This window comes from Bacillus sp. KH172YL63 (assembly GCF_011398925.1).
Taxonomy (GTDB): domain Bacteria; phylum Bacillota; class Bacilli; order Bacillales; family Bacillaceae_B; genus Rossellomorea.
This window is the reverse complement of sequence record NZ_AP022842.1, coordinates 3,397,873-3,423,211: the sequence shown is the minus strand read 5'-3', so window position 1 is coordinate 3,423,211 and position 25,339 is coordinate 3,397,873. Positions and strand designations below refer to the sequence as shown.

At 47.4% G+C, this 25,339-nt stretch carries 23 protein-coding genes and 1 other annotated feature; of the genes, 17 read left to right on the top strand and 6 right to left on the bottom strand.

Going from position 1 to position 25,339, the window contains the following annotated elements:
- Positions 1–239: 239 nt before the first annotated feature.
- Complete coding sequence (locus tag KH172YL63_RS17470; RefSeq protein WP_442858740.1) at positions 240–2,606, top strand: immune inhibitor A domain-containing protein; 2,367 nt, start codon at positions 240–242, stop codon at positions 2,604–2,606.
- 303 nt (positions 2,607–2,909) lie between these two features.
- Positions 2,910–3,911, top strand: coding sequence for an LLM class flavin-dependent oxidoreductase (locus KH172YL63_RS17465; protein WP_173107308.1), 1,002 nt, complete (start codon positions 2,910–2,912; stop codon positions 3,909–3,911).
- Positions 3,912–3,952: 41 nt separating this feature from the next.
- Here KH172YL63_RS17465 and KH172YL63_RS17460 read toward each other — a convergent pair whose 3' ends face one another.
- The gene (locus KH172YL63_RS17460; protein WP_173107307.1) at positions 3,953–4,525 is read right to left on the bottom strand and encodes a tRNA 5-(aminomethyl)-2-thiouridylate-methyltransferase MnmM; all 573 of its coding nucleotides are present in this window, start codon (positions 4,523–4,525) and stop codon (positions 3,953–3,955) included.
- Positions 4,522–5,478, bottom strand: coding sequence for a tRNA modification radical SAM protein MnmL/YtqA (locus tag KH172YL63_RS17455; protein WP_442858789.1), 957 nt, complete (start codon positions 5,476–5,478; stop codon positions 4,522–4,524). Before KH172YL63_RS17455 ends, KH172YL63_RS17460 begins: the two co-directional genes overlap by 4 nt.
- 212 nt (positions 5,479–5,690) lie before the next feature.
- Between KH172YL63_RS17455 and KH172YL63_RS17450 the strand changes: the two genes are divergently transcribed.
- The 3 genes from KH172YL63_RS17450 (at position 5,691) to KH172YL63_RS17440 (ending at position 7,467) form a co-directional block, all read left to right on the top strand.
- A complete protein-coding gene (locus KH172YL63_RS17450; protein ID WP_173107305.1) occupies positions 5,691–5,984 on the top strand; it encodes a YtzC family protein in 294 nt (97 codons plus the stop codon).
- A complete protein-coding gene (locus KH172YL63_RS17445) occupies positions 5,981–6,145 on the top strand; it encodes a glycogen biosynthesis protein GlgD (RefSeq protein ID WP_173107304.1) in 165 nt (54 codons plus the stop codon). The genes KH172YL63_RS17450 and KH172YL63_RS17445 overlap by 4 nt, the downstream gene beginning before the upstream one ends.
- Positions 6,146–6,282: 137 nt before the next feature.
- Positions 6,283–7,467: an MDR family MFS transporter gene (locus KH172YL63_RS17440; RefSeq protein WP_173107303.1), complete on the top strand. Its 1,185-nt coding sequence runs from the start codon at positions 6,283–6,285 to the stop codon at positions 7,465–7,467.
- Between the two features lie 246 nt (positions 7,468–7,713).
- Here the strand turns inward: KH172YL63_RS17440 and KH172YL63_RS17435 are convergent, their stop codons facing one another.
- Positions 7,714–8,217, bottom strand: a complete 504-nt coding sequence (locus KH172YL63_RS17435) for a cupin domain-containing protein (protein WP_173107302.1) — start codon at positions 8,215–8,217, stop codon at positions 7,714–7,716.
- Between the two features lie 169 nt (positions 8,218–8,386).
- On the opposite strand from KH172YL63_RS17435, the gene KH172YL63_RS17430 reads away from it, so the two are divergent.
- From KH172YL63_RS17430 to KH172YL63_RS17405, 6 genes are all read left to right on the top strand, one after another.
- Positions 8,387–9,748 carry a sigma-54 interaction domain-containing protein gene (locus tag KH172YL63_RS17430; protein ID WP_173107301.1) on the top strand — a complete coding sequence of 454 codons (1,362 nt, stop codon included), beginning with the start codon at positions 8,387–8,389 and terminating at the stop codon, positions 9,746–9,748.
- 265 nt (positions 9,749–10,013) lie between these two features.
- Positions 10,014–11,336, top strand: a complete 1,323-nt coding sequence (locus KH172YL63_RS17425; RefSeq protein ID WP_173107300.1) for a GntP family permease — start codon at positions 10,014–10,016, stop codon at positions 11,334–11,336.
- A 13-nt stretch (positions 11,337–11,349) separates the two neighbouring features.
- A complete protein-coding gene (locus KH172YL63_RS17420) occupies positions 11,350–12,126 on the top strand; it encodes a 3-hydroxybutyrate dehydrogenase (protein ID WP_173107299.1) in 777 nt (258 codons plus the stop codon).
- 417 nt (positions 12,127–12,543) lie between these two features.
- Positions 12,544–12,767: a binding site (T-box leader), on the top strand.
- An 80-nt stretch (positions 12,768–12,847) separates the two neighbouring features.
- Entirely contained in the window at positions 12,848–15,262 is a 2,415-nt protein-coding gene (gene leuS / locus KH172YL63_RS17415; RefSeq protein ID WP_173107298.1) for a leucine--tRNA ligase, read from the top strand.
- 165 nt (positions 15,263–15,427) lie between these two features.
- The gene (locus KH172YL63_RS17410; RefSeq protein WP_173108263.1) at positions 15,428–15,742 is read left to right on the top strand and encodes a rhodanese-like domain-containing protein; all 315 of its coding nucleotides are present in this window, start codon (positions 15,428–15,430) and stop codon (positions 15,740–15,742) included.
- A gap of 325 nt (positions 15,743–16,067) precedes the next feature.
- Positions 16,068–16,250: a sporulation protein Cse60 gene (locus KH172YL63_RS17405; RefSeq protein WP_173107297.1), complete on the top strand. Its 183-nt coding sequence runs from the start codon at positions 16,068–16,070 to the stop codon at positions 16,248–16,250.
- Positions 16,251–16,292: 42 nt separating this feature from the next.
- Here KH172YL63_RS17405 and KH172YL63_RS17400 read toward each other — a convergent pair whose 3' ends face one another.
- Entirely contained in the window at positions 16,293–17,555 is a 1,263-nt protein-coding gene (locus tag KH172YL63_RS17400; protein ID WP_173107296.1) for a BaiN/RdsA family NAD(P)/FAD-dependent oxidoreductase, read from the bottom strand.
- A gap of 206 nt (positions 17,556–17,761) precedes the next feature.
- Here KH172YL63_RS17400 and KH172YL63_RS17395 point away from each other — a divergent pair, with 206 nt between their 5' ends.
- Together KH172YL63_RS17395 and KH172YL63_RS17390 are read left to right on the top strand one after the other, a co-directional pair.
- Positions 17,762–19,381 carry a putative polysaccharide biosynthesis protein gene (locus tag KH172YL63_RS17395; RefSeq protein WP_173107295.1) on the top strand — a complete coding sequence of 540 codons (1,620 nt, stop codon included), beginning with the start codon at positions 17,762–17,764 and terminating at the stop codon, positions 19,379–19,381.
- 171 nt (positions 19,382–19,552) lie between these two features.
- Positions 19,553–20,272: a pseudouridine synthase gene (locus KH172YL63_RS17390; RefSeq protein WP_173107294.1), complete on the top strand. Its 720-nt coding sequence runs from the start codon at positions 19,553–19,555 to the stop codon at positions 20,270–20,272.
- 135 nt (positions 20,273–20,407) lie between these two features.
- On the opposite strand, the gene KH172YL63_RS17385 is transcribed toward KH172YL63_RS17390, so the two are convergent.
- Positions 20,408–20,629: a DeoR family transcriptional regulator gene (locus KH172YL63_RS17385; protein WP_173107293.1), complete on the bottom strand. Its 222-nt coding sequence runs from the start codon at positions 20,627–20,629 to the stop codon at positions 20,408–20,410.
- 374 nt (positions 20,630–21,003) lie between these two features.
- Between KH172YL63_RS17385 and pepV the strand changes: the two genes are divergently transcribed.
- From pepV to KH172YL63_RS17370, 3 genes are read left to right on the top strand one after another with little or no spacing between them, the layout of a single operon-like run.
- Positions 21,004–22,410 (top strand): dipeptidase PepV, encoded by a 1,407-nt coding sequence (gene pepV / locus KH172YL63_RS17380; RefSeq protein WP_173107292.1) that lies wholly within the window; start codon positions 21,004–21,006, stop codon positions 22,408–22,410.
- 22 nt (positions 22,411–22,432) lie between these two features.
- On the top strand, positions 22,433–23,272 hold the full coding sequence (gene dat / locus KH172YL63_RS17375) for a D-amino-acid transaminase (protein WP_173107291.1): 840 nt from the start codon (positions 22,433–22,435) through the stop codon (positions 23,270–23,272).
- Positions 23,273–23,290: 18 nt separating this feature from the next.
- Positions 23,291–23,566 carry a hypothetical protein gene (locus KH172YL63_RS17370; protein WP_173107290.1) on the top strand — a complete coding sequence of 92 codons (276 nt, stop codon included), beginning with the start codon at positions 23,291–23,293 and terminating at the stop codon, positions 23,564–23,566.
- 52 nt (positions 23,567–23,618) lie between these two features.
- Here KH172YL63_RS17370 and cysK read toward each other — a convergent pair whose 3' ends face one another.
- Entirely contained in the window at positions 23,619–24,548 is a 930-nt protein-coding gene (gene cysK, locus KH172YL63_RS17365) for a cysteine synthase A (protein WP_173107289.1), read from the bottom strand.
- Positions 24,549–24,714: 166 nt separating this feature from the next.
- Here cysK and thpR point away from each other — a divergent pair, with 166 nt between their 5' ends.
- Positions 24,715–25,305, top strand: a complete 591-nt coding sequence (gene thpR / locus KH172YL63_RS17360) for an RNA 2',3'-cyclic phosphodiesterase (RefSeq protein ID WP_173107288.1) — start codon at positions 24,715–24,717, stop codon at positions 25,303–25,305.
- Positions 25,306–25,339: the final 34 nt, after the last annotated feature.

The following is a 25,339-nucleotide window of genomic DNA, read 5'->3' as shown; positions in this document are numbered from 1 at the left end:
TTTGTAGCATTTATAAACAGAGTAAGTACCATTTTTATACATTTTTCAACCACGAAATCAGGAAGTTAGTGATGAAAGACCCAGTCGGAATTCATCGAAAAACCCTCCTAAATATCTAATTTCAGAGAAATTTGTAAGTCTTTATATTCAATTGATATCTGAATATATTTACTTTTCTGAATACCGGAGTATATTGTAACTAATGTTGAAAATTAGTACATATTTAAGGGGGAATAGGTTTGAAATCTCGCAAAGTGTTATCGATGGCGATGGCAGCCGCTTTGAGCGTGGGAGCGTTCACCGTACCTGCAGCGGCTTCGACCACAGTACCGGAAAATGTGTTAGCGAAGCCGACGGTGAAAAATACTCATTCACATGGAGAGGGTCCTTTCGACTTAGCGATCGCGAATGAAGAAAAGCTGATCGAAATGTTACAGAAGAGTGGTAAGTTATCCAAAAATGCTTCCGCAGGACAAGCTGAAAAAGCAGTACAAAAGTTTTTGAAGGAGAAATCAGAAGGCTTGAAAGAGCTGGAAGATGACGGCGAACTAAAGGAAGAAAAAGAGAAAATCAGAAAAGATATCCAAAAACATAAGAGGGGTCATAAGTTCAAAGGAAAGAGAAGGAACCTAGATCCTGTTGAGGAAGAGGAGTACAACGGAGAAGTAAGAACCGATAAAGTCCTCGTATTGCTCATGGAGTTCCCGGATTATCCTCATAATTCCATTACTGAGGAAGAGTCGGATATGTACTACAAGGATTATACGAAAGAGCATTATCAGGACATGGTATTCGGAGAGAACGGATATACCGGTCCAAACGGTGAAAACCTCATTTCGATGAAACAATTTTATGAGCAGCAGACAAACGGTGCATATTCTGTCGAAGGAGAGGTAGCCGGCTGGTATGAGGCTTCCAAACCTGCAGCAGCATACGGAGGAAATGATCCTGCAAGAGGGGACAATGATATGGACGCACGCGGTCTTATTAAAGAAGCCCTTGAGGCAGCGGCAAATGACCCTGATGTAGACTTGTCTGATTATGATCAGGAAGACCGCTATGATCTTGACGGGGACGGAAATACCCGTGAACCGGATGGCCTGGTCGACCACTTAATGGTCGTGCATTCAGCAGTTGGGGAAGAAGCCGGGGGAGGTAATCTCGGTGAAGATGCAATCTGGTCACACCGTTGGAATCTTGGTGGCGTCTTCCCTGTTGAGGGTACAGAAACCGACGTACCGTATTGGGGCGGTCAAATGGCTGCTTACGATTATACAGTCCAGCCTGCTGACGGTGCAGCCGGCGTGTTCTCCCATGAATACGGTCATGATTTAGGGTTGCCTGATGAATATGATACACAGTATACAGGCCAAGGAGAAGCAGTCGCCTATTGGTCGATCATGGCAAGTGGAAGCTGGGCAGGTAAAGTGCCTGGCACGGAGCCGACCGGTTTCAGTGCATGGTCTAAGGAATTCCTGCAGGCTGCGCATGGCGGGAATTGGCTGGATTATGCGGAAGTTAATCTAGAGGATATTAATAGAAGAGGTATTGACGTTTATCTCGATCAAGCAAACACGAAAGGGACAAATGCGGATGCCCTGAAGATCAATCTTCCTGATAAAGAAACGCAGGTGAACACACCGTTTAGCGGCAAATATGAGTACTTCAGTGGAAGCGGAAATGATCTGGACAATTCAGCAGTCATGAACGTAGATTTGACTGCTGTCGATACTGCAGAACTGACATTCAAAGCATGGTACGACATTGAACTGGACTGGGATTATGGTTCTGTTCAAGTGAGCGAAGACGGTGAACATTGGACAAGTATCCAAGGGAACCTGACAACAGATTCCAACCCATACGATCAAAATCCTGGTCACGGAATTACCGGTAAATCGGATGGATGGGTGGATGCGTCGTTTGATTTAAGTGCGTACGCTGGTAATAATGTTCAAGTGAAAATCAATTATTGGACAGACGGGGCTGCTGTTAATCCGGGTCTTTATGTAGACGAGATCACCGTCACGGCAGACGGTGCAGCAGTGTTCACGGATGGTGCAGAAGGTGAACCGAAACTGACGCTCGAAGGCTTCACTAAAAATGATGGAATCAATACTTCCAAGCACTACTACCTGTTGGAATGGAGAAACCATCAGGGAGTGGATGAAGGATTGGCCAACATCCGCCGTGGAGACAGCCTGATGACCTATGATCCGGGTCTGATCATCTGGTATGCAGATGAAAAATACGGGGATAACTGGACGGGAGCCCATCCTGGTGAAGGATTCCTCGGAGTCGTGGATGCCGATCAGCATGAGCTGAAGTGGAGCGACAATACGATGGCTTCAACACGCTATCAAATCCATGATGCAGCATTCAGTCTTGATAACTCTAAGAAAATGTTCCTAGATTACCGCGAGTTATTGGGTCTGACGCTTGTTGACAGGGATACCCGCAGAAACCCTGAATTCTACGATAAGAGAAGCTACCTGAATGAGAAGATGCCAGACGCCGGTCGTAACGTTCCTAAATATGGCCTGAAAATCAAAGTGACAGGTCAAAGTAAAGACCGTTCAGTCGGAAGAATTGAAATCAGCAGAAGGTAATAGTAGAAGATTGAAACCCGAGCCTTCAAACGAATAGGAAAAACCGAACGATCATTCGAAATTCTTTATTGAAAATCGAATGCGTTCGGTTTTTTTGTGTATAGATGAGACGAACATGACAACAGGCAAGATCGAGCATTTGTTTGACGGGCAAAACCACCTGAAAGCGGTGCCTGTCACGAAAAAATCCAGCGGTGGTACAACACGGTCTGGTATAAGTCCCGATCCCTTAAGCACGAAATTGGACATTGTATTCCAGGAAATTGATAATAATAGTCACATCAATCAAAGGAGATGTCCATTTTGACTATCAAGTTAAGTGTATTAGATCAGTCACCGATTTCAGAAGGAATGAGCCCCCAAGAGGCTTTACAACATACAGTTCAATTGGCAAAGCATACAGAGAAATTAGGATTCGAACGGTTCTGGGTATCCGAGCACCATGACTCCACAGGACTTGCAGGTTCTTCACCTGAAGTATTGATCGCCCACCTGGCCCAGCATACCTCAAGGATCCGTGTCGGTTCAGGAGGCGTGATGCTCCCCCACTATTCTTCTTACAAAGTAGCGGAAAACTTCCGGCTGCTTGAAGCGTTGAATCCGGATCGGATCGATTTAGGGCTTGGAAGGGCACCAGGGGGCATGCCGATGGCGACGATGGCCCTCCATGATGGAAAACCACGGGACGTGAACAGATATCCGGAACAAATCGACGATCTTCTCGGCTATTTGACCGACTCCCTGCCTGATACCCATCCGTATCAAGGATTGACCGCCGCTCCAAGGATCAGCGGGATGCCTGAAGTGTGGATGCTCGGGTCCAGTCCGTCAAGCGCGATGCTCGCGGCCCAAAAGGGGCTTCCGTATACGTTTGCCCAGTTCATTAACGGTGAGGGCGGCCCTCAATATACAGAGATGTACAGAAATAACTTTGTTCCTTCTGAATATGCAAAGGAACCGAAAAACATCGTGGCGGTGTTCGCCGTTTGCGCAGAAACCGATGAAGAAGCGGAAAGAGTGGCATCGAGCATCGACCTGGCGATTCTGATGATCGAGCAGGGCATGCGCTCAAACGGAACGCCGAGCCCTGAAAAAGCAGCCGCATACCAATACTCCCCATTCGAAGAAATGAGGGTGCGGGAAAACCGCAAGCGTATGGTGGTGGGCAACCCTAAGAAGGTGAAAGAAGAGCTGCTCCGTCTCAGTGAGCACTACCAAACCGATGAAATCATGCTCGTCAGCATCACCTACGACTTCCAAGATAAATTAAAATCCTTCGAGCTGATCGCGAAGGAACTGTTATAGAAATAGGGACGGACCTCACGCATGAGGTCCGTCCCTATTGTTTATCTTTTCTCCAACGCCACGATGAATGGTGGGTTGTTGAGCTGGTTCATGAATTGGTAGCGGAGGACGTGAACGTAGTTCTGGTCCAGTTTTTCGACATAGCGGAGGAGGTAGTCCCGCTCGACTGCCCCCTCTGGGTGTCCGTGGTAGATGACCAGGACGAGGATCCCTTCTGGTGCCATCATTTCCAAAATTTGATTCAGGGCGAGGATCGTCGTTTTCGGACGGGTGACGATTTCCTTGTCGCCTCCAGGCAAGTAACCGAGATTGAAAATCGCGCCGGTCACTTTCCCGTGATGGACAGGAGGGATGACATTCATGACCGTTTCATGGCCCTGGTGAAAGAGCGTCACCCGATCGGCCAGCTCATGGGTGATCAGCTGCTCCTTCGTATGTTCAATGGCATCTTCCTGTATATCAAAGCCGTATACACGGCCATTTTCCCCTACCAATCGTGCAAGGAACAATGTGTCATGTCCGTTTCCGAGGGTGGCATCGATGGTGATGTCACCGGGTTTGACCGCCCGTTCCAGGAGCAGTCGTGCAAAAGGTAAGATTCGATCTAATTTCATGCTTTCACATCCACTTTATAATATTTTCCCTGCCAGCTGTCCCGGCGTTTGAGTTCGTCGTCGATCGCATTCAACACGCTCCACTTGTTCACACTCCACATCGGTCCGATCATGAGGTCGATAGGTCCGTCCCCGGTGATGCGGTGGACGATCATGTCGGGAGGGATGATTTCAAGCTGGTCGCAGACCAATCGGACGTAGGCGTCGAAATCCATGAAATCGAGGAGTCCTTTTTCATATTGCTTGACCATCGGTGTTCCTTTCAGGAGGTGAAGGAGGTGAATCTTGATTCCCTGTACGTCGAGTTTTGCCACTTCACGTGCGGTTTCCATCATCATGTCTTCGTCTTCCTGTGGAAGTCCGTTAATGATATGGGAGCAGACGCGTATCCCGTGCTTGCGCAATTTGGCGACGCCTTCCTTGTAACACTCATAATCATGGGCCCGGTTGATCAGGTCTGCCGTTTTTTCGTGAACGGTCTGAAGGCCGAGCTCGACCCATAAATAGGTCCGTTCATTCAGTTCAGCCAGATACTCAACCACGTCGTCGGGCAGGCAGTCTGGCCGTGTGGCGATTGAAATCCCTACCACCCCGTCTTGCTTCAGGACCGATTCGTACTTTTCCCTGAGTTCTGCAACCGGTGCATGGGTATTGGTGAACGCCTGGAAATAAGCCATATATTTTCCGTCTTTCCACTTATTGTGCATTCTGTCTTTGATGTCATTGAACTGTTTCTCCAAGGGATCAACCCTGCTTCCTGCAAAGTCCCCTGACCCTGCCGCACTGCAGAAAGTGCAGCCGCCGTGTGCGACGGTGCCGTCCCTGTTCGGGCAGTCGAAGCCTCCGTCCAGGGCAACCTTAAATACTTTATGTCCAAAATGGTTCCGTAAATGATAGTTCCACGTATGATATCGCTTGGAATCTGTGGCATATGGAAATGGGTTTGTGCCGATGACAAACACCTCCTGCTTTCAATGTGTTAAAGCGTATGTATTGGATACGTTCAAAAAAGATTTTATCACGAACAAGGGTACAAATGTATCCTGTGGAGAGAAATAGGCGAAGATTACCACTTCTGAATGCACGGATAGAGCCCAAACTAAGATGTAGGAGAGGAAGGATGTCCCCTGACTCTTCAATATGTACAGTCAAGGAGGTAGTCGAAATGGCAACAAGGAATTCGATTGATGAATGCATGCAAAAGTGTGAAGATGCCATTCGTTACGCCCAGGAACAATATAAGTCAGGATCACAGCAGGAGCACTATCATGATGCCGAGTATACCCAGGCACTGCAGCAACTTGAGGCGGCGGTCAATGACGTGGCACACCTTGCCAACAGCGCAAATGCCCAGCAGCGGGACCAATTGCACCGGATGAGGCTTCAGCTTCAGTCACTGCAAAATGACATGATACTGCTGGATCATGACCCGAATGTAGTAGGAGGTAAATTACATTGACGACAAGATCGAATCAAAACAACCCTGAACAAAAGACCCGCAGTGATTTCCGGAAGCTGGATACGGAATTCGGTGCCGAACGGAATCCTGTGAAGGAAGCGAAACAGCGTTATGAGAAACAGGGGCAACCGGTCAGGTCAGATCATCATAACGGAAAATAATTGCCGATTGATCCAGGGGGCCTTCACGGGACCCCTGGATTTTTGATGGATATGGGTAATAAATAATGGTTGCTCCCTTCTTTCAAAAGGAGTAAAATTCTTTTGGGACTCGAAATAAATGGGGAGGGGGCATGGTTATGCCAAAATCATTGTGGCTGCTTGTGATTGGGATGATGGTCAATGTGACAGGGGCTTCTTTTTTATGGCCGCTGAATACGATTTACCTTCATGAAAATTTAGGGAAATCTCTTTCTGTCGCAGGATTTGTCCTGATGCTGAATGCCGGGGCAAGTGTCATCGGTAATCTGATCGGGGGTACCCTTTTTGATAAAGTCGGGGGATATCGTTCGATTTTAACGGGCATCACTATCACCCTGATGGCCTTGATCGGCATGAATGTGTGGCAGGGGTGGCCTTATTACGTCATCTTCTTGACGATTGTCGGATTTGGTTCCGGGATCGTTTTTCCATCCATGTACGCCATGGCAGGTTCGGTTTGGCCGGAAGGCGGTCGGAAAGCCTTCAATTCTGTCTATGTCGCACAGAATATCGGTGTGGCAGTAGGCGCTGCCCTTGGGGGATTCATCGCTTCCTTTTCATTTCATTATATATTTATTGCCAATCTTAGTATGTATATCGTCTTTTTCTTCATCGCCTTTTTCGGATACAGGGGCATCTCCGTTCACGGTCACACCTCTGTCTTGAATGAATCCAAAGTAATCAGGGACAAAGCGAAGCTGAAGGCACTGCTCTTCATTTGTGCAGCGTATTTACTGTGCTGGGTCGGTTATGTGCAATGGCAGTCGACCATTGCGACGTACACGCAGGAAATCAATATCACCCTGAAGCAATACAGTTTATTATGGACGATCAACGGTGCCTTGATCGTGCTTGCTCAACCGCTTCTATCAAAAGTAATCAAGAAGTTCGAACACAATTTAAAGCTGCAAATTATGATCGGTACGTTGATTTTCATGATATCATTCGGCGTTGCATCGGTGGCTGATGCATTCCAGGGCTTTGCCCTTGCCATGGTCATCCTGACGATAGGCGAAATGCTCATCTGGCCGGCGGTCCCGACGATTGCAAGCTCCCTTGCACCAAAGGGGAGAGAAGGTTTTTATCAGGGGATCGTCAACAGTACGGCAACAGGAGGCAGGATGATCGGACCGTTTATCGGCGGGGTGCTCGTCGATGCCTTCAGCATGCAAATCCTGTTTATGACACTGATTGCCTTCTTCGCTGTTTCCTTATGGATCAGCAGCCAATACGACCGGCCTTTAAAAAAGAAGGGGCACGTATCTGCTTCCCTGCATCATTGAAGATAACGAAAAACCCCCGGATTCCACCGGGGGTTTGTTTTTTACCATATAAAAAGGGCTCCCGTTTCCTACGGAAGCCCACTTGCAAAAAATTGAGGCGAGAGATCAGCAAACGCCACATCGTTTGTTGTCACAAGGACGTGATCCTCGACTTACACAATTCAGCTCATCGCTATATTAGAATAGCACAGGGTCTATGAGAACGCAAGACTATTTTCATCAAAAATCAGAAGGAACGTTGGACCATCATTTTTTGAGCCAATATTTTATCAACGGTCCGGTGTTTCCAAACACAGGGTCAAGGTGAGGGAGTGGAACGTTTTTAATGTCGATCAACACGCTCGGCCGTTCCCGCAAAGCCCCTTTTTTAAGATTGGACTCGACGCCGTCCGGATAGGCGCCTGCCACTGTGAAGTCCCCGCTTGCAGACAAACATTTATGGCCTGTGCCTGCCGGAAGGATGATCACATCCCCTTGTTCGATGGTTACTTCTTCCCCCATTTCACCACCGAGGAGGACCGTTGCCTGTCCTCTTATGACGCCCAGTACTTCATGGGCATTGCTATGATAATGGTGGTAATCATATATTCCATTTGTCCAACTGTTGAGCCAATGATTTCGGTTGAATATCTTTTCGGCGTCAGGAGAAGGATCAAGGGCATTTCGGTAAATTAGCACGGGCAGATCAGGGTTATTAGGGATGATTCCATCGTCTTCGAAATAAAAAATTTTCAGCTCTGCGATTTTCATCCTTTCATTCCTCCATTCATTGTTAAGAAGATTCCCCTTTCCTCCGCTAAATAAACTCATTCTTCATCAGTAATTGAAAAAAATGGCAGAAGAGATCCGTTTTTGTCGGAAGTGTATGTGCTACTATAGGATGAGGTATTCCTTTTTGAGATGAAGGGGGCGGATGGAAATGAGCAGCTTACTGAAAAAGGTATCGGTCGAAATGATTGAAATCATTCTTGAGAACGCTTTCGAATGGCTGGTGGTTGTGGACAGCGAAGGAGATATCATCTATATCAATGATAATTACTGCAAATTCCTCGAGGTCGAAAGAGAGAAGGCGATAGGCACTCATGTGACGAATGTGATCGAAAATACAAGGATGCACCTTGTCGCCCGTACTGGAAAAGAAGAAGTGGCCGATCTTCAGTACATTAAAGGGAACTATATGATCGCCAACCGCATCCCGATTGTGGTGGATGGCACCGTGATCGGGGCATTCGGGTCGGTCATCTTCAGGGACACGAGTGAATGGATGCAGATGAGTACACATGTGAAAAATATGATGTCAAAAATTCAAAGCTACATACAAGACATCAACACCGGGGTGAAATATTCATTGAATGACATCATCGGTGAATCCCCAGGGATGATTGAATTGAAGGATAAAGCCCAAATGATCGCCCCGAGCGATATATCGGTTTTGATCAGAGGGGAAAGCGGGACGGGAAAAGAGCTTTTTGCCCACAGCATTCACCAGCTGAGTGAAAGAAGCGGACAGCCTTTCATAAAAGTGAATTGTGCTGCGATCCCGGAACAACTGCTCGAATCAGAATTATTCGGGTATGAGGAGGGCGCATTCACAGGAGCGAAGAAGGGCGGAAAGAAAGGGAAATTCCAGCTTGCTCATAAAGGGACGTTGTTTCTCGATGAAATTGGGGATATGCCCCTGAACATGCAGGCGAAGCTTCTAAGGGTGTTGCAGGACGGGGAGATAGAGGCCGTCGGGTCGACTAAGGTCCTGCATGTAGATGTGCGGATTGTGGCCGCGACCAACCGTCCGCTGGAGAAGATGATGGAAGAAAAGAGGTTTCGAAGCGATCTCTATTACCGGATCAACGTCGTCCCTTTTCATATCCCGCCTCTCCGTGAGCGGAAGGACGATATCGAGAAACTGGCCGCTTTCTTCCTGGGGAAATTCACCAAAACTTCCGGAAAGAGAATCCATGGCTTTACAAGAGAGGTGATGGAAACTTTTCTTTCCTACAGCTGGCCAGGTAATCTCAGGGAACTTGAAAATGTCATCAACGCTTCCATTTATCTTTCCAACGGCAATGAAGTATCCCTTTCATCGCTCCCATCCTATATGAAAACAGAAAATAGGTTTGACGTGGGGTCGAAGACATTGAAAGAAATCATTGAAGACACGGAAAGGTCCGTATTGAAGCAAAGCCTGCAAACGTATCAGCAGGATAAGCGGAAGATGGCGGAGAGCTTGGGCATAAGCAAATCAAGTATGTATGAAAAATTGCACAAATATGAACTTCTTTGAAGAAATAGAAGTCCGGAAATCTGGAATGTAGTCCAAATTTCCGGACTTTTTTATGTTGGCTGAATGAATGGCGATATTGTGTCTGATTGAAGCTGTGAGTCCGGAAATCTGGAATTCGGTGACAACGCTCTCTTGTTTGTTCATTAATCTGAAAGTTGGCACAATTGTTGCATGAATAAGAGTGAGCTATTTTTTGAAAGGAGTACAGAGTTTAAAAATGTAACCGATTACAAAAAGACTTTTTGAACGTAAAGGGGGAAATATCATGTTAAGTATGATTGGTTTGATTGGCGGACTGTTATTATTGATCTTTTTAACAATGAGGGGGATGAATATCCTCGTGGTGGGGCCGATATCTGCTTTATTCGTCGCGGTCCTGAGCGGAATGCCTCTGTTCCCGCAGCTGGCGGGGGAAGGGGAAGCGGATCTTGTCACGAACTATATGTCCGGTTTCACAAGCTTTGTCGCAGCCTGGTATTTGATGTTCTTACTCGGTGCTGTATTCGGGAAAGTGATGGAAGACAGCGGGGCTGCGGATAGTGTATCCCGCTTTGTCGTAGAGAAGCTCGGGATGAAATATGCCGTATTTGCCATCGTCCTTGCGTGTGCTGTGTTGACGTATGGTGGGGTGAGCTTGTTCGTTGTGGCCTTCTCGGTTTACCCGATGGCTGTCAGCTTGTTCAAGCAGGCTGATCTGCCGAGACGTTTCATACCGGCTGCCCTGGCTTTCGGTTCGGTCACTTTCACGATGACGTCGGCCGGTTCACCGGAAATCCAGAACTGGATCCCGATTGAACACTTGGGGACAACGCCCTATGCAGGTTGGGAGGTCAGCTTGATTGTGGCCGTCTTCATGGCTGTATTCGGTTACTGGTGGTTAAAGCGTATGATCACGAAAGCGGTCAACAAGGGCGAGCGGTTCTCGGCGAGGGAAGAGGATCCGGTCATTGATGAAGGAAGGGCGCTGCCAAACCCGTTCATGGGATTGATCCCCCTATTGGTTGTGCTTGTTCTGGCGTTCTCCTTCCATGATTCATTAAAGCAATCTGCTCTGATCATTGCCCTCCTCGGCGGGGTGATTTCTGCGTATGTGCTGAATCGCGCATACTTCAAAGGATTCTGGTCAGCAGTTTCTGAAGGAACGATCGGTGCACTCATCGCAATCGGGAACACGGCGGCCGTCGTCGGTTTCGGAGGGGTGGCAAAAGCGGTGCCGGCTTTCGCTACAGCGGTCGAGGTGATGACGAATATACCTGGATCCCCGCTCATCGGCGGAGCAATCGCGGTCAGTGTGATTGCCGGTATGACCGGTTCAGCATCGGGCGGTCAGGCGATTGCACTTCCGATTCTTGCACCCCACTATGTGGACATGGGCGTCAATCCGGAAGCCCTTCACCGGGTTGTCGCGATTTCTTCAGGTGCGCTGGATTCCCTGCCGCATAACGGCTATGTCGTTACAACGATCAGATCGATCTGTAATGAAACACATGGAGAGGCATACGGCGCTGTAGGGGCCTTGACGGTCATCGTGCCGCTGCTTGGATTGGCACTTGCCATTTTATTATTCTCATTTGGAGTAGGGATTTAAGAAAGGAGTTCTCATGGTTAAAGATAAAGTAATATTCATCACAGGTGCCGCTCAAGGAATCGGCTTTGAAATCGGAAAGGAATTTGCGGCCTCCGGTGCGAGAGTCGTCCTCACAGACCTTCAGGCTGAAGGAGCGGAGAAAGCTGCAGACAGTCTGAAAGCCCAAGGATATGAAGCAATAGGAATGCAGTGCGACGTGACCTCTGAAGAGGAACTGAAGGAGGCGCTGGACAAAACGGTAGAACATTTCGGAAGGCTTGATGTCCTCATCAATAACGCTGGATTGCAGCATGTGTCCCATATCGAAGAATTTCCGACTGAAAGATTCGAGCTTCTGCTGAAGGTCATGCTTACAGCGCCGTTTGTCGCAATCAAACATGCGCTTCCTCATATGAAGAAGCAGGGAACGGGAAGGATCATCAATATGGCATCCATTAACGGCCTTGTCGGATTCTCTGGAAAAGCCGCCTATAATTCTGCCAAACACGGCGTTATCGGACTGACGAAAGTGGCCGCGTTGGAAACGGCGGCCCACGGCATCACGGTAAATGCGGTCTGTCCAGGATACGTCGACACCCCGCTTGTCCGGAATCAGCTCGGGGACCTTGCGGCTACACGCAATATCCCCCTTGAGCGGGTGATCGAAGAAGTCATTTACCCACTCGTCCCGCAAAAAAGGCTGCTGGACGTGAAAGAAATTGCCGACTACACCATGTTCCTCTGCAGCGACCAGGCAAGGGGCATCACCGGCCAGGCCGTCGTGTTAGACGGCGGTTACACGGTTCAATAGAAGATTTGGAATGAGGCAGCCTCTTTAGGGGGCTGCTTTTTTTTACTGGCACTTTTCGTAAAGATTGTTGTTATTATCAGACTATAAGGTGCACCCTAATCGGTCTGTCAAAACTATGGTTTGAAGAAATTTTTGCTGATGGGGACAGAGTATTTAGAAAAGGTACAAAGTAGTAGTTTTGCTGTGGTCATTGTATTCATGGAGAACAATTGGTTTTATTGTAATTGTGTAACAATTTATCTTGAACAGTTGATTCTCGCTGCAATCAACCGCATCTCGCTTGTTTAAAAGTACAAAGTTTACAAAAACAGTCTTATTCTACAACACCATCCTCCCTGTTTCACAAAAAAACAACAATGGGCTTGCGCTTCTGAATAAATTTCACTAAAATAGTGAATACATATAATGTTTATCTATATTGAAACGTTGATCAGGAGTAGTAATGACGGTTTTCTGCCTTAGAGAGTTGACGGATGGTGAAAGTCAACCAGGAACATCATGAACTCGCCTGCTGAGTTGCAAGTGTGAAACAATCAGTAAGACTTGCCGTTTTCCGCGTTAAGGATGAATGAAGCTGAGTGCGTGTACACTAATGTGGGTGGTACCGCGGGAGAATGTCTATACAAACTCTCGTCCCAAATATTTATTTGGGATGAGAGTTTTTTTATTTTTTTCAAAAAGAAAGGTCCAGGCCTTTCAACTATCAAAGGAGGATCTCAATATGAGTTTTAATCATAAAAGTGTTGAGACGAAATGGCAGCAATATTGGGAAGAAAACAAAACGTTCAAAGCGACGGAAGACGAAGGAAAATCCAATTTCTATGCACTGGATATGTTCCCGTATCCATCAGGTGCAGGTCTGCACGTAGGACATCCGGAAGGGTTTACGGCAACAGACATCCTTTCCCGCATGAAGCGTATGCAGGGATACAATGTCCTTCACCCGATGGGATGGGATGCATTCGGATTGCCTGCAGAGCAATATGCCCTTGATACAGGGAATGATCCGGCAGAATTCACAGAGAAAAATATCAATACGTTCCGCCGTCAAATTAAATCACTTGGTTTCTCTTATGATTGGGACCGTGAAGTGAATACGACAGATCCGGGCTACTACAAATGGACACAGTGGATCTTCATCCAGCTTTATAAAAAAGGCTTGGCTTATGTGGACGAAGTTGCCGTGAACTGGTGTCCGGCACTTGGTACGGTACTTGCGAACGAAGAAGTCATCGACGGAAAAAGTGAGCGCGGCGGACATCCGGTAGAGCGACGTCCGATGAAGCAGTGGATGCTGAAGATCACGGCATATGCAGATCGTCTTGTAGAAGATCTGGAAGATGTCGACTGGCCTGAAAGCATCAAAGATATGCAGCGTAACTGGATTGGCCGTTCTGAAGGGGCAGAAGTGAAATTTGCCATCGACGGACATGACAAATCATTCGACGTGTTCACGACTCGCCCTGATACAATCTTCGGTGCGACGTACGCGGTACTTGCCCCTGAGCATCCGTTTGTCGCAGACATCACAACAGACGAACAGCGCACGAAAGTGGATGAGTACATCGACAAAATCAAGTCTAAGAGCGACCTTGAGCGTACAGATCTTGCGAAAGAAAAAACCGGTGTATTCACGGGCGCATATGCAATCAATCCTGCAAATGGAGAGAAAATGCCAATCTGGATCGCTGATTACGTTCTGATGAGCTACGGTTCCGGAGCGATCATGGCCGTTCCTGCCCATGACGAAAGAGACTATGAGTTCGCAAAAGAATTCGATCTTCCAATCGTTGAAGTCGTAGCTGGCGGCGACATCGAGAAGGAAGCATACACAGGTGACGGTGATCATGTGAACTCCGGCTTCCTTGACGGGTTAGGGAAGGAAGAAGCGATTGAAAAAGCCATCTCCTGGTTAGAAGAGAAAAACATCGGTACGAAGAAAGTGACATACCGCCTGCGTGACTGGTTATTCAGCCGTCAACGATACTGGGGTGAGCCGATTCCAGTCATTCACTGGGAAGATGGTACGACATCGACCGTTCCTGAAAGTGAGCTTCCACTTGTCCTTCCGAAGACGACGGAAATCAAACCGTCCGGTACAGGGGAATCACCACTGGCGAACATCAGTGAATGGGTGAACGTCGAAGATCCTGAAACAGGCAAAAAAGGCCGTCGTGAAACCAATACGATGCCGCAATGGGCGGGAAGCTGCTGGTACTATCTTCGTTATATTGATCCACATAACGAAGAAGCCCTTGCCGATGCGAAGAAAATGGACGACTGGCTTCCGGTCGATACGTATATCGGTGGAGCCGAGCACGCCGTCCTTCACTTGCTGTACGCACGTTTCTGGCATAAGTTCCTTTACGATATCGGCGTAGTACCGACGAAGGAGCCGTTCCAGAAGCTGTTCAACCAAGGGATGATCCTCGGTGAAAACAATGAAAAAATGAGTAAATCAAAAGGGAACGTCGTCAATCCGGATGAAGTCGTGGAATCACACGGTGCAGACACCCTTCGTTTATACGAAATGTTCATGGGGCCACTTGAAGCGTCCATCGCATGGAGCACGAACGGCCTTGACGGAGCGCGCCGCTTCCTTGACCGTGTATGGCGCCTCCTTGTGGAAGAGGACGGATCACTGTCTTCTAAAGTGAAGGATGTACCGAACAGCGCCCTTGACAAAACGTATAACCAAACCGTCAAAAAAGTGACTGAAGACTACGAAGGACTTCGTTTCAATACAGGGATTTCACAGCTGATGGTATTCATCAATGATGCATACAAAGCTGACACCCTTCCGAAAGAATATGTAGAAGGCTTCATCAAGCTACTGTCTCCGATCGCGCCTCATATGACAGAGGAACTTTGGAGCAAGCTTGGTCACGAAGGAACGATCTCCTACGAAGCATGGCCGACATTCGATGAATCGAAGCTAGTCGACAACGAAGTCGAAATCGTCCTTCAAGTGAACGGTAAAGTAAAAGCCAAAGTCATGATCCCACGGGACATGAACAAAGAAGACCTGGAAAAAACAGCGATGGAAAACGAAGAAATCAAAACACAAATCGAAGGCAAAACCATCCGCAAAGTCATCGCTGTACCAGGCAAACTAGTTAACATCGTCGCAAACTGATGATTGGGGACGGACCTCCAAAACGGCCTGTTTTGAAGCGGAAATCGCTTTAGAACAGGATTTCGTTGAGGTCCGTCCCTCTTCTTGTCCTTTTTTGGTCTGAATTTTTTGTTCTGGGGACGGGCTTTGGTATAATCATGGTGAATGAATGTGGAAAGGAAGATGATGATGGATATTAAGACAATTACAACGGATGAGTTGGAGCAGAAGTTGAAGCAGGGAGAAGACCTGCTGTTGGTGGATGTTCGTGAAGATGAAGAAGTAGAAGAGGGCATGATCCCGGGCGCGAAGCATATCAAGATGGGTGAAATCCCTGAGTCATTGGATCAATTTGATAAAGAGAAAGAATATATCTTTATCTGCCGTTCAGGTAACCGCAGCGGAAACGTTGCCCACTATATGCAGGATCAAGGCTATAAAGTGGTGAACATGGAAGGCGGCATGATGAACTGGTCCGGTGAAACAGCTGCAAAGAAATAATGTTGAATGAGTTTGTGAAACACACTTCTTTTGGTGAAAAAGGGGTGTGTTTTTTTATGTAAAATGATCTTTTCAGATGAAAGCGCCTGTGTGACTGGAGAGGGAGCTACTGATTTTGATCGTGAGGTGACTTTATCGGCGAAATATTCAATATAACGGCGATCTCTCAATTTTAACGGCGAAATCCAACATTTATCGGCGAATCCCAAAACATCAACGAACCCCAACACATCACCACCCCCCCAAAAAAAACCACGATTCCCACTGTTTCAAAAACGAATATTCTGACAATACTAGTATCAAAACCATTCAAGGAGGTCTCCCCATGATCCAGGTAAAGGTGTTTGACTACGAGCATGAGAAAGATTTGGAGAAAGATATGAACCATTTTCTCAGTAAGCTTGATGATAAAAAAATCGTGGATATTAAATATCATGTTGCGGCCATATCGGAGGAAGTGGAGGATCAGATCTATTGTTTTTCTGCGATGGTCGTGTATCGGAAATAAAAAAGGTTGATCGCTCATGGGATGAGGATCAACCTTTTTTGTTTACACTTGAGCGGCATTGAAGCCGGCAAGGCGGCCGGTGACGAGGGCGGATGTGATGTTGTATCCGCCGGTGTATCCGTGGATGTCGAGCACTTCTCCGCAGAAGAAGAGGCCGTTCATTTTCTTGGATGCCATCGTTTTCGGCTCGATTTCTTTGACCGACACGCCGCCTCCGGTCACGAATGCTTTATCGATCGATAACGTGCCGTTCACTTTGAACGTGAATTGTTTTAGAAGCTTAGTGAAATGACGGATTTTTTCAGAGGAGATGTGATCTCCTTTTTCATCCTGATCGATGTCGGCCCGGTCCAGCAGGAATAACAGGTATCTTTCTGGCACCAGTCCTTTGAACAGATTCTTCGCTGCTTTCTTTCCGTCTTCTTTCACCTGTTTGTGAAGCGATTGGAAAAGTTGTTCTTCATTGTGCTCTGGCATGGCGTCGATCTGCATGTCCACGTGGGTCAGGTTCCATTTCTTCATGGCCTTTACGACGTATTGGCTGCAGCGAAGCACTGCAGGACCTGAAATGCCAAGGTGGGTGAAAATCATATCCATCTTGTGGGTGATGATCTTTTTCCCTTTCGGATTCAGAACGCTGAGATCAATGCTCCGCAATGAGAGACCCTGGAGCTCTTTTTTCTTGATGAAGTGCTCGTCCGATGTGAGGGGAACCTCGGTCGGGAATAGATTGGTGATCGTATGCCCGGCTTTTGTCGCCCATGGGTATCCGTCTCCCGTTGATCCTGTGTGGGGGACAGATTTACCGCCAACCGCGATCACGACTGCGTCCGCGGCGATGGTTCCTCCGTCTTTCAGGAGGATGCCGGCCGTTTGGCCATTTTCGTACAATACTTCTTCCACGGTTGTGGAGAGGCGTGTGTCCACGTTCAATTCCTTCATCCGGTTCAGCAGTGCTTCCACGACATCCATCGCCCTGTTTGAAACAGGGAACATCCGTCCGTGATCTTCCTCTTTCAAGCGGATGCCGAGGTTCTCGAAGAAAGCGATGATATCTTCGTTATTGAACTCTGAAAACGCACTGTATAAAAACCGTCCGTTCCCAGGGATGTGCTTAATGATTTCTTCAACCGGAAGCCGGTTCGTCACGTTGCAGCGTCCGCCTCCTGAAATGGCGAGCTTTCTGCCAAGTTTTGTTCCTTTATCTACAAGAAGGACCTTTGCGCCCTGCTCTCCGGCTGCGATACTTGCCATCAAGCCTGACGGTCCTCCGCCTATGACTATGACATCATATTTCTTTACCATTTTTCCACCAACTTTTAGTTTTGCTACTTCGCTTGTTCAATAGAAGTTTCTCCTTATTTTAAATGCGTTGGGAATTAAAAACAACAATTCGAAAAAAATTGTCATTCGAATCGTACAGTAGTACACTACTGATAGTGTGTAAATTTTTAAGCATGTTACTATCTTGTTTGTCTAAAAGGGAAGCGGGATAGATAGAGAGGGATACTATGTCGTCTAAATTAATAAGAGGAACGTTTATTTTAACGTTAGGGACCTTTATTTCGAAGTTTTTAGGTCTTTTTTATGTTATACCGTTTGATGATTTGCTTAAAGGTCATGAAGAAGGGGCGTCTCTTTATCAATATGGATATGTACCCTATACCATCTTTTTGACTGTGGCCACTGCGGGTGTGCCGCTGGCTGTTTCGAAATTTGTATCAAAATATAATGCCATAGGGGAATATGCGGTCGGCAGGAGATTGTTTAAATCGGGCCTCTTGCTGATGACGCTGACAGGGGTTGTGTCATTCCTCATTATGTATGCCTTCGCACCGATTTTTGCCGAAATGACAATCAAAAGTGATGAGCAGGTCATTTCCGTTGCCCAGGTAACGACCGTCATCAGGGCCGTCAGCTTCGCGCTTATCATCATTCCGTTCATGAGTTTGATCCGGGGATTCTTCCAGGGTCATCAGTCTATGGGACCGACGGCGGTTTCTCAGGTGATTGAACAGATCGTCCGCATCGTCTTCCTGCTCGGCGGAATTTATGTGGTACTGAACATTTTGGACGGTACGGTCACGACAGCTATCTCTGTCGCGACATTTGCAGCGTTTGTCGGCGGACTTGCAAGTCTCGGGGCGCTGATCTGGTATTGGTATAAACGGAAGCCCCATCTCGATGAACTGCTGGAAGAGGACCGGGGAAATGAAGAAGTATCGCTGAAATCGATGTACAAAGAAATCATCGCCTATTCGATTCCGTTCATTTTCGTGGGACTTGCGAATCCTTTGTTTCAGCTCGTCGATCAAATCACTTTCAATACAGCGATGGATGATATCGGGAACGCGAGAATATCGGATCACGCCTTTGCCGTATTGAATTTTTACACCCATAAACTCGTAATTATTCCCGTGTCATTGGCGACAGCGTTTTCCATGACGCTGATTCCGCTGATCACGACATCATATACGAGCGGTGACCGGAAAACGATGCGCCGGAATATCGATCAAACATTTCAGATCCTGTTGTTTCTGACTGTGCCGGCTGCGTTGGGACTTGCCCTGCTGGCTGAACCGATGTATACGTTGTTTTATCACAGCGACATGCTTGGAACGTCCATCTTGCGTTCATATGCTCCTGTTGCGATCCTTTTCGCGCTATTCGCGGTCACCGCAGCGATCCTTCAAGGAATTGATGAGCAGAAGTTCACGATTTTCAGCCTGCTCGTCGGCTTGCTTCTCAAGCTTGTCCTGAACATTCCGCTCATCCGCCTCCTAGAAACTCAAGGGGCGGTGCTTGCGACAACGATCGGCTATACAGTCGCAATCCTGATTAACCTGTACGTTATCAAGAAATATGCGAATTACAAATTCGGTTTGATCCTCAGGAGGACGATGTTCATCGGCGCCCTGAACGGGGTGATGGCGGTCATTGTGTTGGCGCTGTACGCCGTGCTCGTCAACTTCCTCAATCCGGAATCAGGTTTCCAGGCCATCCTGCTTGTCGCCATCTGCGGCGGAGTGGGGGCGCTCGTGTATTTCTACCTCAGCCTTCGGAGCAAACTGGCCGACAGATTGTTCGGGGACCGGGTGACGAAGATACGGAGCAAACTGCGGATCGGATAAATGAAAAAAGGGATGATGGATGCCGATCATCCCTTTTTCTTTTCCAAGGGGTTACTTTTTACTGTGCACTTGCTCTATCACTCGAGTCTGTCGTTTTAAATAAGAAATAGTTGATAGAGCGGTCATAGTGAATCTTTAAAAACTGCAAAATAAATAATGGAGGTTTAATATATGAGAATCGACAAAATGCTTGCCAATATGGGATACGGCAGCAGAAAAGAAGTGAAGAAATTATTAAAGGACGGCGGTCTTCAGGTGAATGGAGACGTCGTCAAGGACGGAAAGATCCACATTGATACTGAAAAAGATACGGTCATGCTTTACGGTGAAACGGTCGAGTACCGGGAATACGTCTACCTCCTGATGAATAAGCCGCCAGGGGTCATCTCGGCAACCGAGGATGGCCGGGAGGAAACGGTGATAGATTTACTTCAATTGGAAGATCAAATTTTCAACCCTTTCCCGGTCGGGAGACTTGATAAAGATACAGAAGGATTCCTGCTGATCACGAACGACGGTCAGTTATCCCATCAGCTGCTTTCACCGAAACGGCATGTGCCGAAGACGTATTTTGCGGTGATTGACGGAATGGTGACGAAAGCGGACGTGAAAGCCTTCAAGAACGGGGTGACACTCGACGACGGTTACGAAACGAAACCAGGGGAGCTGACCATTTTAAAATCCGGTTTGACGTCAGAAATCGAATTGACGATCACCGAGGGTAAATTCCATCAGGTGAAAAGGATGTTCGAAAGTGTAGGGAAGCGTGTCACCTATCTGAAACGCATGACGATGGGACCGCTTGCGCTTGATGAAGACCTTGCACTCGGCGAGTACCGGGAATTGACGGAAGAGGAAGTCACGCTGTTGAAGGAATTTAAGCCTGAATAATGAATAAGACGAAGGCACCCGATTGGGTGCCTTCGTCTTTGTATTTGTCAGAGCAGTCTCCGCAGACGGATCAGCCAACCAGCCGAAAAAGCAGATCCCTATTTCAGCTGCGGGTGTACTGAGCTCTTTTCTCATTTATGATGTCATCTTTACTTTCTTTTCTGTCGTTGTCCATTGACCACGGCTTGGGCTTTCTACGAGGTCGTTATACGCTAACACGTTGAGATCTCTTTGTATGGTGCGAGGAGTAATGCCAAATTCGTCTACAAGATCTTGGGTTGTTACAGTACCTTTCTTGTTGATGTACATGTATACAGCTTTGATTCTAGTTAGCATACGATTGGTTGAAGGTTTCAAAAAACCACTCCCTCATCATTTTTCCAAAGGCAAAAGACTACATCGTCGTTTGTGCACCTCACGTGCTACCATATGTACTATGCGCTTTAGACAACCCCTTTTCTTCATAAAAGTTTATCCTCTAGATGTCAGACAAGTATATTGTAACGCTAATCCGACAAAAATTCTAGAATATTGTCCAAATTTACAAACAATTAACGTTGGTAAATCCGTGTCTATATTCCTATAATATGAAGAAAATGCTAAAAATATGTATTTTTTATTTTTCCTGAGGTTGAGGGCTGTCGGGCAGCAGGCTTCTTCCGTTTGGATTTCACCGGCAAACAGTATAAAATGATAAGTGAAATAAATACATATGAAGCAGGTGTAACCGAATGAGTATAAATTGGATGAACGAAGTGGAGAAGCGGAAAGATGATTTGATAAAGGACTTACAGAAGTTCCTTCAGATCAAAAGCGTGCTGGATGAAGAAAATGCCACCGATGATGCACCACTCGGCAAAGGCGTGAAAGAAGCGCTTGATTATCTTTTGACATTAGGTGGAAAAGACGGCTTTACTCCTAAAAATGTGGACCATCTTGCAGGTCATCTTGAGTTTGGAGAAGGAAAGGATCTCCTCGGGATCCTTTGTCACGTGGATGTTGTTCCTGAAGGAGACGGTTGGAGTGTTGATCCGTATGGCGGTGAAGTGAAGGACGGGAAGATTTACGCACGTGGGGCGATCGATGACAAGGGACCGACGATGGCTGCTTATTATGCGATGAAAATCGTGAAGGATCTTGACCCTGACTTTTCTAAGCGTGTCCGGATGATCATCGGGACCGATGAAGAAAGCGACTGGAGATGTGTGGATCACTATTTCAGCAAAGAGGAAATGCCGACGATCGGCTTTGCCCCGGATGCCGATTTCCCGATCATCCATGCGGAAAAAGGGATCGCTGATTATGATCTGGTACAGAAAAAGACGGCAGAAGACGCAGATGCCGGCATCAAGGTTCTTTCCTTTGAGTCGGGCCGACGCTACAATATGGTGCCTGATTATGCAAAGGCTGTTCTTTTCGTCGATGAAGATCATACGAAATGGGTGCAGAATTTCGAGATTTTCATGAAGGAAGAAGAGATCAAGGGAAGCTATTATATCGAAAATGGAGAACTGATTTTTGAAGTGGAAGGTGTATCTTCACATGGGATGGAGCCTGACAACGGGAAGAATGCCGGCCTGTTCCTGGCTGCTTTCTTAACACAGCTGCCGCTGACTTCCCAAGGGAAGGAGTTCTTCAGTTTCACGGCCAAGCATTTCTTTAAAGATTCAAGGGGGATTGAACTCGGCGTCAGCTATACCGATGACATCACCGGCGACTTGACGATCAATGTCGGCAAACTGCGCTATTCAGAAGCTGAAGGCGGACGCCTTGGCTTGAACATGCGCTATCCGGTAACTTTTGATATGGAAAAAGGAAAAAGCATCGTCGAAAACATCGATGGATATGCCATCGAGAACTTCACTGACAGCAAGCCTCACCATGTGTCAAAGGATGATGAACTCGTCCAAACGCTGAAAAAGGTGTATGAGGAACAAACCGGTGAACGTGGTGAATTATTAAGCATCGGCGGAGGGACGTATGCCCGCAGCCTGGAATCAGGTGTGGCTTTCGGTGCCCTGTTCCCGGGACGTGAAGACATTGCCCATCAGAAGGATGAGTATATGTTTATAGAGGACCTATTAAAAGCAACGGCAATTTATGCCCAGGCGATTTACGAATTAGCTTGTCAGGCATAAGAGGCATGAGGGGGAGAAGAGAATGAGCACAGTTTTTGTCAACGGGGAACTGATACAACGTGACGATGCGAAAATCGATATTGAGGACCGTGGCTACCAATTCGGGGACGGTATCTATGAAGTGATCAGGGTATACGGCGGAAACACGTTCACCATGAAGGAACATATGGATCGGCTGTATGAAAGTGGAGAAAAGATGAAGCTTGTCATCCCATATACCCAGGAGGAGTTCACTTCGCTTCTTCTTCGATTGATCGAGACGAATGGGGTGAAAGACGGGATTGTGTATGTCCAGGTGACACGGGGGGTTGCTCCCCGCCAGCATCACTTCCCTTCAGGGAAAGTGCCGGGAAGTGTCGTTGCTTATACGAAAGACTTCCCTGTCCCGTCAGCTATGATGGAGCAGGGTGTCACTGCGAAGCTTGCAGAAGATATCAGATGGCTGCGTTGTGACATTAAGAGCCTGAATCTGTTGGGGAATCTCCTTGCAAAGGAAGAAGCGGCTTCAGAAGGTCATTTTGAAGCAATCCTCCACCGGGGGGATACGGTGACGGAAGGGTCGTCATCGAATGCGTTCATCGTCAGGGATGGCAGCATTTTTACCCATCCTGCTACGAATCTGATCCTAAACGGCATTACAAGGAGAGTCATCAAAGACCTTTGTGAGGCACATGACATCCCATTCCGGGAAGAGGCGTTTACGGTGTCTGAATTGTTAGGAGCCGAAGAAATCTTTATTGCAAGTACCACTTCAGAAGTGATGCCTGTCGTCAAGATCGGCGGGCAGGCGGTCGGTGACGGGAAACCGGGTACCGTCACGAAGAAGCTTCAATCCCTGTTCAGGAACAGGAAGAATCGTTAAATCAGTTGGAGGCAGTAGATGTTGATTTGTTCACAACCATTTATGAAGACTGAGCGAAGGATAGAAGACAACCGGCAGATCACGGTGGAGACAGAGGAGTATCTTTATTTATACAGCGACCGGATCGTCACGCCTAAAAGGACATTCGTCATCAAAGACGTGATGGATGTGACGAGCAGGGCATTGTCCGCTTACTATACATTTTTGTATCTCCATACGATTGAAGGGGTTTGGACATTTGTCGTGAGATCTTCTCCCGAACAATTCATCACCCACTATCACAATGTAAAATAAGAAAAGAGGCTGTGCCGACAATGGCACAGCCTCTTTTCTTTGGAGAAATCGATCAGAATCGGAACAGATCGCTCGACAGGTATCTTTCGCCTGTATCGCATGCAATGCAGACGACCACATCGTCAGGTGACAGCGTCTTGGCGACTTCAATGGCTGCATAGCAGGCAGCACCTGAAGACGGTCCGACCAGTATCCCTTCTTCGCTCGCCATTCTGCGGGCGATATCATAGGCCTGTTCGTCTTCGATTTTATGGATTTTATCGTACACATCTGTATTCAGGATCTCAGGTACAAACCCTGGGCTTGTGCCGACAAGCTTATGCTTTCCTGGCTTCCCTCCAGAAAGGACCGGGGATCCTGCCGGCTCGACGACGTGTACGGAAAGGTCCGGATAATGCTCCCGCAACACTTCGCCAGTACCGGTGATCGTCCCGCCGGTTCCTGCCGTCGCGACAAAGGCTGACAGCGGTTTGCCGATTTCTTTCATCGCTTCCACGATTTCAAGTGCCGTCGTCTTTCGGTGTGCATTCGGATTGGCATCATTCTCGAACTGCATCGGCATGAAGCTGTTCGGGATTTCTTTCGTCAATTCTTTCGCTTTTTCGATGGCACCTGGCATTTTTTCATCCCCTGGTGTCAATACGACTTCCGCTCCATAGGCTTTAAGGAGATTGATGCGCTCCTGGGTCATCGTGTCAGGCATCACGAGGATGGACCGATAGCCCCTCGCTGCTGCGTTCATGGCAAGGCCGATTCCTGTATTCCCGCTCGTCGGCTCGATGATGGTCGATCCTTCCTTCAGGTGGCCGGCTTTTTCCGCTTCCACGATCATCTGGTAGGCAGCCCGGTCCTTCACGCTTTTACTCGGATTGTAGAATTCCAATTTCACATATACATCGGCTCCGCCTTCTGGATTCAGACGGTTCAATTTAACAAGGGGTGTGTCCCCGATCAGTTCGGCTATATTTTGTACTACTTTCATCGTCAACTTCCTTTCAGAAAATGTTTCTACTTCTACTGTACTAATTCAGATAAAGCTTATCAAATAAATTAGCTTTGTATTTCAATTTTATTGCATTTCACGGTTGTGATTCTCTCTTATGACACATTTTGCTAAAATGGTAATAACAATCGAAAGGACGGATGATATGTCGAACCCCCACTACTTCTTTGCGCTTTCTTTGCCGAAAGAAACGAAACGCTGGATAAATGAACAGGTGCAGCCGCTGCAGGCTGCAGGAGCCCTCAAGAAATGGGTGCATCCCGAAGATTATCATCTCACACTCGCCTTCCTTGGAAGTGCAGGGGATCTGGGTCCGGTCGTCGAAAAGGTGGGGGATGTGTACCGTCCCGCTTTCCGATTGACACTGAACGGCTTCGGGACCTTCGGGAAAAGTGATCAGCCCAGAATCTTCTGGATGGGGGCAGAGGACTCGGCGCAGTTGCAGCATCTCAGGGACCGGGTGTATGACTCCTGTGAGGAAGAGGGGTATGTGCTTGACAAGCGTCCATTTTCACCACATATCACTGTAGGAAGAAAATGGGCCGGGCTCAAGCCTTTCACCCATGAATGGCTTGAGCCGTTCCTTCCTGAAACATCGCATTCATTTATGCCGCAAAGCATTGTTTTATATCAAACACACCTAGACCGGCTTCCGAAATACGAAGCGCTATATACATTCCCGTTACAGCAAATTGACCGTCATGAAAGGAACGATCCATATGGCACAGCTGATTAAACTTCAAGATTATGTTTCACGATATGAAACCGAT

Coding starts and splice junctions, on each gene's coding strand:
- KH172YL63_RS17460 (WP_173107307.1), bottom strand. CDS start 4,525: ATGAAATTAGATCGAATCTTACCTTTTGCACGACTGCTCCTGGAACGG.
- KH172YL63_RS17450 (WP_173107305.1), top strand. CDS start 5,691: ATGGCAACAAGGAATTCGATTGATGAATGCATGCAAAAGTGTGAAGAT.
- KH172YL63_RS17440 (WP_173107303.1), top strand. CDS start 6,283: ATGCCAAAATCATTGTGGCTGCTTGTGATTGGGATGATGGTCAATGTG.
- KH172YL63_RS17435 (WP_173107302.1), bottom strand. CDS start 8,217: ATGAAAATCGCAGAGCTGAAAATTTTTTATTTCGAAGACGATGGAATC.
- KH172YL63_RS17430 (WP_173107301.1), top strand. CDS start 8,387: ATGAGCAGCTTACTGAAAAAGGTATCGGTCGAAATGATTGAAATCATT.
- KH172YL63_RS17425 (WP_173107300.1), top strand. CDS start 10,014: ATGTTAAGTATGATTGGTTTGATTGGCGGACTGTTATTATTGATCTTT.
- KH172YL63_RS17420 (WP_173107299.1), top strand. CDS start 11,350: ATGGTTAAAGATAAAGTAATATTCATCACAGGTGCCGCTCAAGGAATC.
- leuS (WP_173107298.1), top strand. CDS start 12,848: ATGAGTTTTAATCATAAAAGTGTTGAGACGAAATGGCAGCAATATTGG.
- KH172YL63_RS17410 (WP_173108263.1), top strand. CDS start 15,428: ATGATGGATATTAAGACAATTACAACGGATGAGTTGGAGCAGAAGTTG.
- KH172YL63_RS17405 (WP_173107297.1), top strand. CDS start 16,068: ATGATCCAGGTAAAGGTGTTTGACTACGAGCATGAGAAAGATTTGGAG.
- KH172YL63_RS17400 (WP_173107296.1), bottom strand. CDS start 17,555: ATGGTAAAGAAATATGATGTCATAGTCATAGGCGGAGGACCGTCAGGC.
- KH172YL63_RS17395 (WP_173107295.1), top strand. CDS start 17,762: ATGTCGTCTAAATTAATAAGAGGAACGTTTATTTTAACGTTAGGGACC.
- KH172YL63_RS17390 (WP_173107294.1), top strand. CDS start 19,553: ATGAGAATCGACAAAATGCTTGCCAATATGGGATACGGCAGCAGAAAA.
- pepV (WP_173107292.1), top strand. CDS start 21,004: ATGAGTATAAATTGGATGAACGAAGTGGAGAAGCGGAAAGATGATTTG.
- dat (WP_173107291.1), top strand. CDS start 22,433: ATGAGCACAGTTTTTGTCAACGGGGAACTGATACAACGTGACGATGCG.
- KH172YL63_RS17370 (WP_173107290.1), top strand. CDS start 23,291: ATGTTGATTTGTTCACAACCATTTATGAAGACTGAGCGAAGGATAGAA.
- cysK (WP_173107289.1), bottom strand. CDS start 24,548: ATGAAAGTAGTACAAAATATAGCCGAACTGATCGGGGACACACCCCTT.
- thpR (WP_173107288.1), top strand. CDS start 24,715: ATGTCGAACCCCCACTACTTCTTTGCGCTTTCTTTGCCGAAAGAAACG.